Origin of the sequence: Mangrovibacterium diazotrophicum (assembly GCF_003610535.1) — a bacterium.
Lineage (GTDB): Bacteria > Bacteroidota > Bacteroidia > Bacteroidales > Prolixibacteraceae > Mangrovibacterium > Mangrovibacterium diazotrophicum.
Genome location: NZ_RAPN01000001.1, coordinates 1,162,354 through 1,178,168 on the forward strand (window position 1 = coordinate 1,162,354; position 15,815 = coordinate 1,178,168).

The 15,815-nt window shown below is 45.1% G+C and carries 9 protein-coding genes and 1 tRNA gene; 2 read left to right on the forward strand and 8 right to left on the reverse strand.

Annotated features, from left to right (window positions below):
* The first annotated feature begins 22 nt into the window (after positions 1 to 22).
* Positions 23 to 2,224 carry a S9 family peptidase gene (locus tag BC643_RS04740; RefSeq protein ID WP_120272008.1) on the forward strand — a complete coding sequence of 734 codons (2,202 nt, stop codon included), beginning with the start codon at positions 23 to 25 and terminating at the stop codon, positions 2,222 to 2,224.
* A gap of 22 nt (positions 2,225 to 2,246) precedes the next feature.
* On the opposite strand, the gene BC643_RS04745 is transcribed toward BC643_RS04740, so the two are convergent.
* Positions 2,247 to 3,521 carry a hypothetical protein gene (locus BC643_RS04745; protein WP_120272009.1) on the reverse strand — a complete coding sequence of 425 codons (1,275 nt, stop codon included), beginning with the start codon at positions 3,519 to 3,521 and terminating at the stop codon, positions 2,247 to 2,249.
* A 253-nt stretch (positions 3,522 to 3,774) separates the two neighbouring features.
* Here BC643_RS04745 and BC643_RS04750 point away from each other — a divergent pair.
* A tRNA-Leu gene (locus tag BC643_RS04750) sits at positions 3,775 to 3,858 on the forward strand.
* A gap of 84 nt (positions 3,859 to 3,942) precedes the next feature.
* Here BC643_RS04750 and BC643_RS04755 read toward each other — a convergent pair.
* From BC643_RS04755 to BC643_RS04785, 7 genes are all read right to left on the reverse strand, one after another.
* Entirely contained in the window at positions 3,943 to 6,270 is a 2,328-nt protein-coding gene (locus tag BC643_RS04755) for a GH92 family glycosyl hydrolase (protein WP_120272010.1), read from the reverse strand.
* A 66-nt stretch (positions 6,271 to 6,336) separates the two neighbouring features.
* Entirely contained in the window at positions 6,337 to 7,830 is a 1,494-nt protein-coding gene (locus BC643_RS04760) for a RagB/SusD family nutrient uptake outer membrane protein (protein ID WP_120272011.1), read from the reverse strand.
* 22 nt (positions 7,831 to 7,852) lie between these two features.
* Entirely contained in the window at positions 7,853 to 11,149 is a 3,297-nt protein-coding gene (locus BC643_RS04765) for a TonB-dependent receptor (protein WP_211337984.1), read from the reverse strand.
* Between the two features lie 279 nt (positions 11,150 to 11,428).
* Entirely contained in the window at positions 11,429 to 12,436 is a 1,008-nt protein-coding gene (locus tag BC643_RS04770; RefSeq protein ID WP_120272012.1) for a FecR family protein, read from the reverse strand.
* A gap of 57 nt (positions 12,437 to 12,493) precedes the next feature.
* The gene (locus BC643_RS04775) at positions 12,494 to 13,072 is read right to left on the reverse strand and encodes an RNA polymerase sigma-70 factor (protein WP_120272013.1); all 579 of its coding nucleotides are present in this window, start codon (positions 13,070 to 13,072) and stop codon (positions 12,494 to 12,496) included.
* Positions 13,073 to 13,215: 143 nt separating this feature from the next.
* Positions 13,216 to 14,100: a DUF808 domain-containing protein gene (locus tag BC643_RS04780; RefSeq protein WP_120272014.1), complete on the reverse strand. Its 885-nt coding sequence runs from the start codon at positions 14,098 to 14,100 to the stop codon at positions 13,216 to 13,218.
* Positions 14,101 to 14,305: 205 nt separating this feature from the next.
* Entirely contained in the window at positions 14,306 to 15,775 is a 1,470-nt protein-coding gene (locus tag BC643_RS04785) for a glycoside hydrolase family 1 protein (RefSeq protein ID WP_211337985.1), read from the reverse strand.
* Between the last annotated feature and the right edge of the window lie 40 nt (positions 15,776 to 15,815).

Genomic DNA, 15,815 nt, shown 5'->3' on the forward strand with positions numbered 1-15,815 from the left:
ATTCCAAAAAATTCATGAAAACATGCACAAGATTATTTTTCTCTTCATCCTTTTCTGCGGAATCGGGTTTAGTTCTCTCGCACAAAAGCAAATAAGTATTGAAGACGTCCAGGCATACGGTACATTCTCTGAGCAAAAAGTAGAAGGTTTGTACTCGATGAACGACGGTCTGCATTACACCACCTTGGAATACGGAAATAAGATTGTAAAATACAACTATAAAAACGGCGAAAAAGCGGGCGTTGTGTTCGATCTCTCGACCGTGAAAGATGCAGCGATCAAAAGTTTCTCTGAATACGAATTCAGCGACGATGAAACCAAGATTTTGTTGACAACAGAAAAGGAGAAAATATACCGCCACTCGTCTTCAGCCAATTATTACGTTTGGAACTCAGTGACACAGGAGCTTTCTGAACTTTCAGCAAAAGGCAAGCAACAACTGGCAACTTTTTCTCCCGACGGGGAACGCGTTGCTTTTGTTCGCGACAACAACATTTTTGTAAAAAGTCTGAAGTTCGGAACCGAAAACCAGGTTACTACCGATGGTAAAGTCAACGAGATAATCAATGGTGCTCCCGATTGGGTTTACGAGGAAGAATTCAGTTTCAACAAAGCATTTGCCTGGTCGCCCGACTCCAAATTCCTGGCGTTTATGCGTTTCGACGAGACCAATGTTCCCGAATTCACCTTTCCGATGTACAAAGGCCTGGCTCCCGAACACAAGGAAAATTCGCTGTACCCGGGCGAATACATTTACAAATACCCGAAAGCAGGAGAAACAAATTCGACTGTCAGCGTACTTATTTATGATTTGAAGTCGAAAACAACTGTTTCGTCCGACCTGGGTAATGAAACTGACCAGTACATCCCGCGCATCAAATGGATGGCCGATGCAGCCGACCTTGCCGTAATGCGGTTAAACCGTTACCAAAACCAGATTGATATATTGTTGGTCAACCCGTACACGGGCGACAGTCGTCCTTTTTATACCGAAAAGAACAAACGCTATATCGCCGAGACATTCCTCGATGCCTTCACCATTCTTCCGGATAACGATTACTTCGTGGTTAACAGCGAGCGTGACGGCTATTCACACCTTTATTTATACAACCGCCAAGGTTTCGAAGTGCGCCAGCTCACCATCGGCGAGTTCGACGTAACCCAGTTTTACGGCTTCGACCCGAAAAAGAAGATTTTTTATTACCAGGCAGCCAAAGAATCGGCCATGCAACGCGAAGTGTATTTCGTGAGTCTCGATGGAAAAAAACAAGGCAAACTGAGCAGTGAATCCGGAACAAATGAAGCCGAATTCAGCAAAGGCTTTCAATATTACATCAACACCTACACCAACCTGAGCACTCCGCTGCAAACAACCTTGCACAGCAGCGACGGAAAACTGATCCGGGTGCTGGAAGACAATAAGGCACTGGAAGAAAAAGTAAAACAGTATGCCGTTAGCCCGAAAGAATTTTTTCAGTTTGAAACTTCGGAAGGCGTGACATTGAATGGCTGGATGCTGAAGCCATCAAACTTCGACCCGAACAAAAAATACCCGGTGGTGATGACGCAATACAGCGGGCCAGGTTCAAAAGCGCAGGAAGTACTTGACGTATTTTCGGTGGACTGGTACAACTACCTGGCTCAGGAAGGATTTATTGTGGCCTGCGTTGACCCGAGAGGCTCGTTTGGCCGTGGCGAAGATTTCAAAAAAGCGACCTACATGCAATTGGGTAAATATGAATCGGACGACCAGGTTGAAACAGCAAAATACCTGGGCAGCCTTCCCTATGTCGACAAAAGCAACATCGCTATTTGGGGATGGAGTTTTGGAGGTTTCACAACCCTGTTGAGCATGGAAAAAGGCGGCTCCGTTTTCAAAGCAGGAATCGCTGTGGCTCCGGTGACACACTGGAAATTTTATGATACAATCTACACAGAACGTTACATGCGTACCCCGCAACAAAACCCTGACGGATACGACGACAACTCGCCGCTGCTTCATCCGGAAGGCATTAAAGGACGCCTGTTCCTGATTCATGGCTCGGCCGATGACAACGTACATGTTCAAAATAGCATGGAGTTCTCGGAAGCTTTGGTCCAAGCTGGCATTCAATTCGACATGGCCATCTACACCAACCGCAATCACGGTATCTATGGCGGCAATACCCGCGTTCATTTGTATCACCGGATGACGGACTTTTTGAAAGCCAATCTGATGAAATAAGAATCGAACAGAATCAAAGATATTAGCTCAAGCCTGCTGTTTCAGCGGGCTTGTTTTGTAAAAACGGGAAGTCTTCTTCCGGCTCTCCGTCCAGCGCTTGCTGAATGAGCCGTTCGAATAACTGATTTTGGTAAGGCGAAAAAGTTCCTGTTTTCTTTTCAATCAAATCGAAACTGATCGGGGAACGACGATCAAAGGCCTCGACATACTCCGGACTGAAAAAGCGACTGTTCGCCTGAACCGCTTCAACCAAAAACAGCTCAATGCTCTTTTGCATCAACGACTGAAAAACAGGCACCTCGTCAGAATCCATTTCTTCAGCCTGCTGAATCACTCGCTGTCCCAGGTGAAAAGTTCGATTTAAAATCTGATCGAGCTGTTCTCCTTTTGCCGCAAACGCAAAAGCCGTCCAAACACGTTCGTTCACATCATCGCTTAAATCCTGGAAATCATCCAACAGCTGCAAGTATGCACCATAAGCATACAAAAACGCTTCTTTCTCCCGGCTTAAATTACCGGCCAACAAGTAACCATCAGCTACAACCGAGGTTCCGCCTTTATGAATGCAAATTGCCAAACGCTGCTCAAAATTCAATTCTTTAACACCTTCAATCAAGCAAACGCTCTCGGACTGAGCAGCATGAATCTCCAATAAACTTTGGTACAAATTGGGATACAAATCCCGCGACCACTCGCCCTCAATCAGTTCAACCATCTCAAAGATTTTCTCTTCCTGACTATTCTGCGGAATTTCCGGTTCTCCTGCCAAGCGGTTGGCAAAACGATCGCCAAAAGCGAGCTTCTCCAAAGTAGAAATGCTGGCATCGTCCAGATAATTGTCGGTGTATGGATAGAGCATACTGTATGCAAAAATTGAAGCCGTTAGCTCAACCGGTTTTCCCAGCAACAACTGCAGACCATTTAGGATCCAAACATTTCGCAATGCCTGGAAAATACTTTCGTGTGACAAAGTCGGATCATACTTTTTCGCCGCCTTCATAAACGTCCAAGTACTGCTGACCATTTTATCCGAAAGAATGGTCTCCACCTGTTCTTCAGAATAGTCCAACGTATAGCGAAAGAACGTCGTCAACTCATTCAACAATTCCGCCTTTTGTTTCCGGATTGCCTCCAATGAACCTCTTGCCTGCTTTGCTCTTGCCTTAATTTTTGCTGAAAATTGATCAAGCCGCTTTTCACGCAGCGACTGTTCCCGCAGAGAATAAACCGGTAAGTCTTCGGGGAATTCCAGACTTGCCTCTTTCCACCAGTTTAGCATTTGATCCGTCTTCATCATCGTATTCAGTTTTAGCCGTTTTGTTTTCTGATACCAAAGAGAATCAATTCAGTTTCAGCATCCTGCTAATTTCCGACGAACAATCGGGATTTATCGGTAAAAGACGACTTGAAAAAAATTAAATCAAAACGCCATAATTTTTTAACGGACGATAGTACGGGGATAAAATTTTTCTATATTTGCATCGCCTTTGAGGAAAACACCAACTCAAGGCGATGCGCCGAAAAGTCGGCAACAAGCATCAAAGTTTAATGCCCAGATGGTGGAATTGGTAGACACGCTAGTTTCAGGGACTAGTGACCGCAAGGTTGTGCAAGTTCGAGTCTTGTTCTGGGTACAAAAAAGCCGCGAAATTCGCGGCTTTTTTCATTTTAGATTAGTTCTTCTCTGAATCCCCATCTACATTCGTTTCTACATTTTATCAGTTTATTCCCCAATTTTCGTTCGGCTCGTCTCCCATCTCCAATATTATTTTTCCTCCTCCTGTCAGGCTTTCCTGCGAGATCCGCCAATCGGTTAGTTCAGCTCCATTGAAAGTGGCTGACTGGATGTAACAGTTTTCGGGACTGTTGTTGATCGTTTCAATTTCAATCGTTTTTCCGGAATAGTACGCCGGGTTCAAATGAATGACAACCTTATCAAACAACGGGCTACCCAACTCCAGTTGAGGGTCTGCCAGACAACCGCCATCCATCGAGAACAAACCGAGCTTCATTAACACAGACAACGACCCCATGAGCCCTTGATCTTCATCGCCATTGTACCCACGCTCCGGACTCAGTCCTTCGTAAACTGTTTCAACCACTTTGCGCGACCAATACTGCGTTAGCCAAGGCTTGCCCAGGTAATTGAAGATGAACGCCGTTTGTATGGAAGGCTGGTTTCCGTAGTTGATTGGTACGCGGTTGTATTCAGGGTGGTGCTCCACATCGTGCGATGTACCGATGGTGAAACCCTGTTTTTCAGCCAGCAGGAAAGATTCGTTCAACTTTGCAGACGCTTCTTCGTCTCCTCCCATTAGCTCCGCCAGACCTTTTAAATCATGGGGTACAAACCAGGTCGATTGCGCGCCATTTGACTCATTGAAGCCATGTTCGTGTTGGTGCGGGTCAAATCCGACAAACCATTTCCCATCGACATCTTTCGGACGCATCCAGCCACTGCCGCTATCATAAACGTTGCGATAATTCTTACTCCGCTTCATGAAATATTCGCAATCGCCTTCGTAACCGAGCTTGTGCGCAAGCTGCGCCAAAGCCCAATCCTGGTAAGCGTACTCCATTGTCAAACTGGCCCCCTCCTGATGCAAGCCAAATTCTCCTTCCGGGATCGGATACGGAACGTAACCATTTTCAATGTAATATTTCAATCCGCCTCCGAGGCTTGTGTCGTGTTCGTAGCCGGCCTTCTCCATAATTCCGCCAGGCATGTGATCTTTCTTCAATGCCTGATAAATTTCGTCAAGGCTGTCTTTCACAATTCCTTTCTGAATTGCGCTGACAATAAACGGTGTCGCCGAAGCACCTGTCATTACGAAAGTGAAATTTCCACCCGATGGCCCTCTCGGAACCATCCCGCTGTCTTTGTAATACTGCATCAGTGATTGTGTGAACTCGCTCATCATTTCCGGATAAACCAGGCCCCACAAAGTATTAATCGTCCATTGGGCTCCCCAAAATGCATCCGAATTGTAGTGATTAAACAACGGCCTACCATTACCATCCAATGGGATTTGTCCAATCCGGAACTCCTTACCTGTATTATCCGGATAGGCTCCGTTTACATCGCTGATGGTTCTTCGTCCCTGCAGCGAATGCCACAGGTCTGTATAAAATCGTTTCTGTTGTTCTACGGTTCCACCCTGCACTTCGATGCGTGAAAGCAGGCCATTCCATTCGCTTCGTGATTCCTTTACGATCTGGTCAAAGTTCCACTCCGGGATTTCTGCTTTCAGGTTTTCTGCTGCATTTCCAACCGAGGTGTATGAAATGGCAACTTTCATCAGTAAATCCTGCCCGCCCGAAAGATCGAGATTAACCAGGTAGTTTTTCGTTTCATCATCCAAAACAATTGTTCGAATGGGCTTACTTAATTCAATATGAAAGAAAACAGAGCAATCTTTGGGCCGGCGCATTGTAGGCGAATTAACCGTTTTCCCTTCCAATGTGTATGCGTCGACCTGTTTCAATTCACCATCTTTCATCACACTTGGCCCCAACATGCCATTCAGATTGAACAGCAGTGCTGCTCTTTCTTTTTCCCCGAACGTGTAGCGGTGAAATCCAACCCGTTTCGACGATGTTAACTCGGCTTTAATATTGTAGCGCTCCAATTCAAGCGAATGGTAGCCCGGAAATACGGTTTCCTGCTCGTGACTGAACTTCGATCCGTAGTCGTCAAAAATATCGCGCCCCTCTGTCTCGGTTAAAACAACCGGCATGACGGACACACCCGCAAGTTGCCACGCGTGAATGTGGCTAAATCCCTTCACTGTATCGGTGTTGTACCGGTAACCGCTGCCCCATGCTCCGCCAACCTGCGTATCGGGACTGAGGTTCACCATTCCAAAAGGACGGCAGGCCGAACTGAAGAAAAACCAGCGGGAATTGGCGCTATCGACGGTTGGAACAACCAGATCAACCACATCCTGCTCTTCGTTCGACTTGGTTGACGAACACGAATATAGAGCCAGCAAAGTGATTAACGCAGCAGCGAAAATCCGAAGTTTTGAAAAATTGAATCGTATCATATCGAAGTTTTGGTCTTAAAAAAGAATAACAGGCACAAAAGGCCTGTTATTCAATCAGTAGTTTATTTAGTAACCCGTGTTTTGCCACATTACACTGGTGTTGTCATAGCGGTCCATTTCGGCTTGCGGGATAGCAAACACCGAACGGAATGACTGCACATTCGATGAATAGCGGCCGTTGCCCTCATCAGCTTCATCCAGGAAGTCAGACATTACCGTGACAAAGTCGCCCCACCGTACCAAGTCGAACCAACGCAAAGCCTCGAACATAAATTCAACCCGACGTTCTTGCTTGATAGCGGTCAGCAAAGATGCTGCGTCTCCTGTTTGTGTTGATAAAAGATCGGCCAGTTCAGCGCGATTTCTTACTTCATTGACATATCCGATCGCCTCTGATGTAGGACCTTCGGTTGCATTAATCGCCTCAGCACACATTAGCAGAACATCCGAGTAGCGAATGATGGGCAAGTTATTAGCCCAGTCGGTACTGGATTGTGGCTCGTAGGAATGACGGCTGTATTTTGTACACCAGGTGTAACCTTCGGCACCGGTACCGGTAATTTCATCCGACGTAGCAATGGTCTCACGGTAGTCGCCATCTTCAAATGCACTCACCATATTCGTTGAAACCTGCATAGCAGCACTTGACCCACGCAACGCGTAGCCTTCACTTCCGGTATAGCCTTCCGGCATACAGGATTCACTAAAGGTTTGACCTTCGCCTGTTAAGCCACCAATGTACTGAACCTCCCAAACGCGGTCCTTTGTAACATCATTATCATAAGCATCCGTGAAACAGTCCTCGTAGTTTTCGGCTAACGAGTAAATTCCTGAATTAATAACAGCTTCCAAATACGGTTTGGCATTAGCTGGTTCGTTCATGAACATGTACAAGCGTCCGAGAGCAGCGTCGGCCGCATATTCGGTAATCCGGCCTATATCATCGCTATCCCAGCTTTCGGGCAACAAGCTGATCGCTGCTTTATAGTCGCTCACTGCTTGCGCAAATGTTTCATCTTGTGTTGAACGTGCAATGGCATAAGTTTCTGCGGTTGTGTATTCAGCATCAACGATCAATGGCACACCACCAAAGAATTTAGCTAAATTGTCGTAAGCCCAGGCACGCATGGCATAAGCTTCACCTTTGATATAATTCTTGGTTGATTCATCGTCAAAATCCACATCATCAATACGAATCAGAATACTGTTACAACGGATAACAATCACAAACATGCTCTCCCAAACATTGGCGATACATGACCCCGTAGATGTATCAATGAAAATATCAGCTCCGTCTGAGTAGGTATTTGTATTAACAGCATTTGCATCGTCACTCCGTGCAGTCAGGAAATGCAGCATCCCTGTTTGCCCATCGTAAACATCCTGTTGTTCTGCGTAAACTGCTGAAATTGCCAATTCAAAATCGGTTTGAGATGTATAGAAAGTTTGAGTTGTGTACAAGGACTCCGGATCCGGATTTAAAAAATCGCTGCAACTTGTGATCAACGAACCCGAAATACAAAGGGTGAGGACCCATATTATTTTCGATATATTTTTCATTTTGACTATTATTAGGGGTTAGTTAGAAAATTAAATTGACACCTAAAGTATATCTTCTGCTCAGAGGATAAGTACTGTAGTCAACACCGAGCTGGGTTGTTCCATTACCATAACTACTTGTTTCAGGTGTATAACCCGGATAATCGCTGAAAGTATAAACGTTGTCAACTGAGCCATATACTTTCAAGCTATTTACTTTCAAACTCTTAAGAACCTTTGCAGGCATATTGTAGCTCAATGTTATGTTCTTGATTCGCACATAAGTTGCATCGTAAACACGCGAATTGGTATCATCGGCCCAGTTGAAGAAGTTCTGTGTTTTGCCGTCCCACGACATGTCGATACCGTGTGCTTCAGCATATTCTGTTGGAATGGCAGGTTGCAAATATTCAGGTTTGTAGGTTCTCACCCAACGGGCATAAGATGTACGTCCGAAATATCCGGCATCAATGTGACGGGCACCCAGGAAATAAATCTCGCCACCGTACTGACCTTGCAACAGAACGCTCAACTCAAAGTTCTTGTAGCTGAACTTGTTGGTCAAACCCCAAGTCAAATCAGGCAAGTTACTTCCGTAAGGAATAAAGTCTTCTGAGTTGATGCTTCCGTCCTCATTGGTATCAACATACTTGAAGTTACCATCTTCTTCACCGGCAAGGATTGGTACCAGTGCGTTCCCGTCAGAGTCGAAGTCACTTGTCGACAAGAAACCATCTGTAGGCAAAATGTAGAACTGAGAAACCTGACCGCCAACCTTTGTAATGAACTGACCTCCGTTGATTGAGGAAATGATTTGAGTGGTGTTTGCTCCCATCTCCAACACTTCGTTGCTGTTATGCGATAAGTTCAAATTGGTATCCCATTTGAATGCTCTGTCGATGTTGTGTGAAGTCACATCAACTTCCCAGCCTGAGTTGCGGATTTTACCGATGTTCGTCAAGGTTGAGCTAAAACCGGTAGTGTACGGAATTGGAACATCAAACAACAGGTTTTTGGTGATATTCCGGTAGTAGTCGAAGTTGAACTGCAAACGGTTGTTGAAGGCTGAGAGGTCGAAACCGATATCAGTTGAACCGGTTTGTTCCCATTTCAGGTCAGGGTTGGCCACGTTGGCAGCAGCTGTACCCGATTGCTTCGTCTCGCCATAAGCTGAATAATAGCTTCCCAATTGCGACATGTATTCGTAATCACCAATACGGTCATTACCTGATGTACCGTAAGAAGCACGAACTTTCAACAAATCAACCCAATCAACGTCTTCCATGAAACCCTCTTCATTCAGTTTCCATCCGGCAGAGAACGAAGGGAAGGTACCCCATTTGGCATCGGCACCAAAGCGAGAAGAACCGTCATGACGTACACTGGCCGTGAAAAGATATTTCTCCATAAAATCGTAACTCACACGACCAAAGAAAGAAGCGTTGGTATAAGTTGTTTTTTCAGTCGTCGCGGTCACCGCTGTTGAAGCCTGGTTCAAAGTCGTCACTGTTTCGTAAGGCCATCCCGAAGCTTCCAAAGTTGCAAGATAATACTCTTGTTTTTCAGCACTTTGACCGGCCAAAACATTCAGGTGATGGTTTCCAAATTGCTTGTCAAAAGTCAAGGTATTCTGGAATACTTTATCGTTAGTCGTTGAAGAATAGCTGTTACCCGACGACATATAAGCACTGCGGTTTACCGATGCAGGCTGGAAGTATTCGTAGGTTATACCGTCATAACTTTTGCTATACTGCATTTTGTAGGTCAACGCTTTCAAGATTTTCCATTCGCCCCACAAAGCTGCTTGAATACGTGTCGTATTTGTCTCGTCAGTCGTCTGTTTCAACTGCGCCAACGGGTCAATCCAGGTTGCGCCCCAGTCATCCGATGTTTCAGTCGATGTTGGCACACCGGTGTAGTTGTTTTCAGCTGTTCTCACAGTTGTGCCCGGAGTTACCAAAGGCGACATCATCAAAGCATGGTGAACCGGTGAATCTTTTCCCTGGCGGTCACCAAGGTTGGCACTACCCAATCCCTGCGACGCATCCGAGAATGAGATGTTAGTCCCTACTTTGAAATTATCAGTGATCTTCAATGTTCCGTTCAAACGAATGTTGTAACGATCGAACTCAGTAGACTTGATGATACCTTCCTGATTCATGTAGCCAATTGACATGAAGATACTTCCTATATCGCCGCTTGCAGAAGCTGAAGCTTCGTAGTTTTGGATTGGAGCAGTACGTAAAATCTCACTCTGCCAGTCGGTAAAATCTGTTGTTGTATTCCAGAAAGTCGGAATTTGGTAGGCAGAAGGTCTGGATGACATTGGATCGTCCATGGAACCTCCGGCACGAATGTATTGAGCATTTCTTAAATACATTTGGTAAGCAACCCACTCAGGGCCAGTCATCAAATCAAGTTTTTTCTCCGGTGTTTGAAAGCCGTAATAGGCATCGAATGTCACCGTTGGTTTTCCGGTACCGGTTTTCGTTTCAATCAGGATTACCCCGTTTGCACCACGAGAACCGTAAATTGAAGTAGCCGAAGCATCCTTCAAAACCTGAATTGTAGCAATATCAGAAGGGTTTACACCATTCATATCGTCGCGAGGAACGCCGTCAATTACATACAGCGGGCTACTGCTTCCGTTGATTGTATTGACACCGCGAATCCGGATTGTCAAATCCTGTCCCGGGATACCACCACCTGTAGCCTGCGCGTTAACACCCGCCAACTGACCTTGGAATGCTTCGCTGACGTTTGTTACCGGTCGGCTTTCCAACGCTTCATTTGTAATCTTCGAAATTGAACTGGTCAGATTCGACTTTTTCACCGTACCATAACCAATCGCGACAACTTCATCCAGGCCAATCGATTCTTCTTCCAATTCCACATTAATAACCGATTTACCGGCCACCGGGATTTCCTGCGCGTGCATGCCGACAAACGAGAAGACAAGAATCGCGTCGGAGCTGACATCTTTCACGGTATAATTACCATCGAAATCCGTAATTGTTCCTTCGGTACTTCCTTTTACAATTACTGTTACACCCGGAAGAGGAGCGCCCGAAGCATCGGTCACGGTACCTTTTACCGTCAGCTGTTGCTGTACCGATTCACCAGTCGATTTTCCCGCTTCAATCAGGATATTGCGATCAACGATCCGGTAGGTCACCCCCGCTTCAGTTAAAATTTCGTCGAGAATGGCATTCACCGACTCATTTTCAACGTCAACTGAAACCACTCGGGAATCATCAAATAAATCGCGGTTGTAAAAGAAATAGTAACCGGTTTTCTCTTCTATAGAATTAAAGACATCAGAAATTTTAGAATCTTTCATCCGTAGGGTAAGTTTCGCATTTTGTGAGTAAACACTAGCGGTTACGGATATTGAGGCAAACAAAATCAGCAGTACACTCAACCTCAGCATAAGCCATAGTTTTTTAAGCCAGGAGGTGTAAAACTCCTGAAATTCATGATTTTTTTTCATAGATTTGAATGTTTATTTATTTAAAATGATTTGCCTTGGGCAAACATTTTATCAAGAGGGAATGCTTCGACCTATTCCCTCTTTTTATGTCTGCGAGGCTACTTATTTTCAACTCATAGTCGTCAGGTTTTAGTTCATTTTACTCAGCCAAACTTTTTTGTTTTCGATCCGGTAATCAATGTGAGATGTACTTTTGATGCGTTCAAGCACATCAATTAGGTTATTATTGTAGCTGAATCTCCCGCGGAATCGGAAGTCAGCCAGGTCCTGGTTTTCAATTTGAAATTCGATGCCGTAAACGCGTTCCAGCTCCTGCATCAGATCCAGCAAGGTGGCATCCTTAAATATGATCTCTCCATCTCGCCACGAAGAGTAGCGATCAACATCGACCTTCTGTATTTCAAAACTCCTGGTGTTGGATGCAAAGGTTGCCAGTTCGCCCGGGCTCAGTTTTACCGATTCTTTATCCTCATTCTTCGCAAACAGTAAAACACTTCCTTCACTCAGTGCCGTCTCAAAAACACTGTCCTCAGCAATTGCTTTTACATTGAATGAAGTACCCGTAACCCGAACATCTGCGAGCGCCGTGCGAACAATAAACGGAACTTTCTTGTTTTTAGCGACTTGAAAATAAGCCTCGCCGTCCAAACTAATTTCCCGTTCTTTCGAATTGAAGTCGGCATCGTTGTATTTGATGGTCGATCCGGAATTGATCCAGACGGTTGTTCCATCAGGCAATTTGCAGGATGCAACATTCCCAAGCGGGGCCGAGATCTCGGCCAAAGTCGCAACGGTTTTCCGGGATTGTATTTGGGGGTAGAATAAAATGCTCAAAGCAATGGCAACCGGGAACGCCAGAATGGCAACCAGTTTATAGATGGCAATTGTACGTTTATTGGATTGCAGTTCCTTTAGAATAGAAGCATTCAGCCTGCTTTGGGTTTTTACTTTATCGGCACGAACATCTTTTTCTGCAAGCCAGGCACTACGAGCCCAGACTTTTTGACTTTTGCTGAAAGCAGTGGCATATTCTTCCGATTCCGACAGCAATTTTTGGTGCATCGCTTCGTCGGCAGCCGACGCATTGCCGGACAATATTTTACCAATCAGCAGATCAATGTCGTCAATTTCTTTCATAGGTGCCTTTTAAACACCCCTATGACGAACAAGCCCCGAAACACCCTGTAAGAAAAATCAGTTTTTTTTCAGGAAAAATCCAATCAGCACATTAAAATACTGGTAGTCTGCAAGTTTTTCGCGCAATCTTTTTAACGCGATTGCCATTTGCGACTCCACCGTCTTCACCGAAATGTTGAGTTGCTCGGCGCACTGACTGTATTTCAATCCTTCGAAACGGCATAAAATGAACACTTCGCGGCATCGCTCCGGAAGCTCGTTGATCGATTTATTGACACGCGCTGTAATCTCGGCCTCTTCCACCCGGTCGTCAAACGGAACAAGCAGGTTGTTTTCCACGCCTTCCGAAAACTCGACGTTCCTTTTATTTCGTCGAAGATGATCCAAAGCCCGGTTTCGAACAGCAAAATAGAGGTAAGATTTGATCGAAAATTTAGGTGAGATGTTCTCGCGCTTCGTCCAGATACTGACAAACACGTCCTGCACAACCGAACGGGACATATCCAAGTCATCCAAATACTTGTCTGCAAAAAAGCACAATGCTTCATAATATTGATCAAACAAGCTGCTGAAATTCTCTTCGTTCCAATCCAATTGCGAATCCTGATTGCCTTTTGTATTGAATATCTTGTTCAAGCTGGTTTTAAACGGTCACCACAAATGTATAAGAATTCAGCATTCCGCAATGCGCAGAGCTGACGGAGACTGAAAAATAGCAAAATCTTGCAGACTGGCCGCGCGGTGTGGATCAAAAGAAAATGACTTGGGGGAATTATTGCCTATTTCTTCACTTTCCGAATTAGCCAGGCCACGCTTTTTACAAGGGCCAGCACCACAAATCCCAGGAATAAACCAACCAGAATTTCGGCAACCAACGGAGGAAGGGCGTGCAACCACTCGTGCACCTTTTCAATATTATGGACGTAAATACCACCGGCCACTGCCAGCATGGCAATGGTACCGACAACCGACAGAACTTTGATAATTATCGGTAACGACTTCACTAAAATCACACCAAATTGGCGCATCAATTTGCGATGATGCTCCTTGCTTTTAGCAATCAACGAATAGCCCATATCGTCCAACCGAACGATGAAAGCCACAATGCCATAAACACCGATGGTAGTGACAACTGAAATCACAATCAGCACCGGGATTTGTATTTTCAGTGGCTCATTGATAACGATACTTAAACCAACAATGATGATTTCGAGCGAAAGAATAAAGTCGGTGAATATCGCAGATTTGATCTTTTGCTTTTCCTGAAGGACGATTTCCTTTTTCGTCAGATGGGCTTTCTCCTCAATCTTGCTATCCTTTGGGTGGTGACGATGGAAGAAAAACTCGTAAATTTTCTCGGCACCTTCGTAGGCCAGGTACAAGCCTCCGCACAACAAAATCGGGATAACCACCTGCGGAGCGTATATACTCAAGACGATGATAAACGGCAGGATGATCATTTTATTCAAAAACGAACCTTTGGTAATGGCCCAAATAACCGGCAACTCCCGGGCTGAGATAAAGCCGGTCGCCTTTTCGGCGTTAACAGCCAAATCGTCACCGAGCAAGCCAGCCGTTTTCTTGGTTGCAATCTTGCTCATGGTGGCTAAATCATCCATCAAAGTTGCGACATCATCAAAGAGCGCGAAAAATCCCGAAGCCATACATTTTGTTTTAGATCCTTCCCATCACAAAGGATTGACGTTCTTGTAAACTGAAATTTAAAGCAAAAAATCAGGACTACCGGAGTAATCCTGATTTTCATAACACATTCTTCACATGGTCGCCAAACTTTCGAAGATAGCCTGGCTATCATTTTTATTTTATTCGCAACAATCGCCTTCGGTTCTGCGCGTCTCCTCCATCCTCTTATTGCTTATTTAAAAATGACTGGTACCAGTAATAACTGCTTTTCGGCGTTCGCAGCTGCGTGTCAAAATCAACATGAATTAAGCCGAAGCGAACGCTGTAGCCAAAAATCCACTCGAAATTATCCCAACCACTCCAAACACAATAGCCTTTTAGCTTTACCCCATCCTCAACGGCTTTTTCAGCAGCTGCAATGTGTCGCAGAAGATACTCGGTGCGCAGGGTGTCATTCACGTTCCCATCTACAACTTTATCCTCACCATTTTCGAAACTTGCACCATTTTCAGTAATGATAATTTCCGGATCACCATATTCCCGTTTGATCCGAATCAACAAATTGTATAGCTCTTCAGGCCGCGCAGGTCCGTTAGCCATTTTTACAGCATCGGTATTATTGCCCATCCACGAGACACCAAGCGGAGCAGCATCATCTTTCTTCACGAGTGCGGGGGCATAAAAATTGATGCCCAAAAAATCAGGTTGATTGTCCAGAATAAACTGCATATCCTGCTCCGACGGATGAAAATCGGGATTGTACTTTTGAATAGCAGTCAAAGCTTTATCCGGATATTTCCCCTTAAAAACCGGGTCGAGCATAATTCGGTTCAGCAAATCATCCTGCAACGAGACGGCCTCTACGTCTCCCTGGTTTTCTGTGTCAAAGGGTAAACATGGCGAAAGGTTGAAAGTTATACCAATCTGCCCGTTCAGCCCCATTTCGTGATAGAGTTTTATAGCTTCAGCACTGGCCAACAATTGGTGATGCACATTGTCCATTTCTGTTGCATACCGAACACTTGCCGACTCTTGACTTTGAGTTGGATTCATCAGAAAATCGGCCACAAAAAACTCGATATACGGCTCGTTGAAGGTGATAAAATGACTCACTTCGTTCCCGAAATTTTCGAAAATTACCTTTGCATAGTTCTTGTACCACTGAACAGATTCGCGATTCAGCCAGCCACCTTTCTGCAATAAAGCAAGCGGCAAATCGAAATGATACAGCGTAACGAGCGGTTCGATCCCTGCTTCTTTTAAATCCTCAATCAACAAATGATAGTGGGCAATCGCTTTAGGGTTCACTTCGCCCGCTCCTTGCGGAATAATCCGGCTCCAGGGTATAGAAAAGCGATACGTGTTGATCCCCAACTCTTTAATTAGCTGAATATCCTTCAGATATTGTTCGCGATCGTACTGATTAATCGTCACATTTGCCGTTTGCTTCTCGCCTATTGTAAACTGAGTTACTCCGATTGTATTGGTAAAAAAGTCCCATTTACTTTCTCCCTTGTCATCGGCCTGCCAGGCACCTTCCACCTGGTAAGCAGCGCTGGCAACTCCCCACATAAAATCATCCGGGAATTGATCTCTCGAAGGTTCCTGTGCACGGACTTGTGCCACCGGAACCAAGACGGCAAACAGCCCCACAATCACACCCATTTGTCGTAGTATATTTTTAATGTCAATCATTTTGAATGCTGTTTAATTCAATTGGTTTTAAATGTCGTTT

Excerpts from the sequence above, each read along its gene's own strand:
- BC643_RS04740 (WP_120272008.1), top strand. The coding sequence starts at position 23 with ATGCACAAGATTATTTTTCTCTTCATCCTTTTCTGCGGAATCGGGTTT.
- BC643_RS04745 (WP_120272009.1), bottom strand. The coding sequence starts at position 3,521 with ATGATGAAGACGGATCAAATGCTAAACTGGTGGAAAGAGGCAAGTCTG.
- BC643_RS04755 (WP_120272010.1), bottom strand. The coding sequence starts at position 6,270 with ATGATACGATTCAATTTTTCAAAACTTCGGATTTTCGCTGCTGCGTTA.
- BC643_RS04760 (WP_120272011.1), bottom strand. The coding sequence starts at position 7,830 with ATGAAAAATATATCGAAAATAATATGGGTCCTCACCCTTTGTATTTCG.
- BC643_RS04765 (WP_211337984.1), bottom strand. The coding sequence starts at position 11,149 with ATGAAAGATTCTAAAATTTCTGATGTCTTTAATTCTATAGAAGAGAAA.
- BC643_RS04770 (WP_120272012.1), bottom strand. The coding sequence starts at position 12,436 with ATGAAAGAAATTGACGACATTGATCTGCTGATTGGTAAAATATTGTCC.
- BC643_RS04780 (WP_120272014.1), bottom strand. The coding sequence starts at position 14,100 with ATGGCTTCGGGATTTTTCGCGCTCTTTGATGATGTCGCAACTTTGATG.
- BC643_RS04785 (WP_211337985.1), bottom strand. The coding sequence starts at position 15,775 with ATGATTGACATTAAAAATATACTACGACAAATGGGTGTGATTGTGGGG.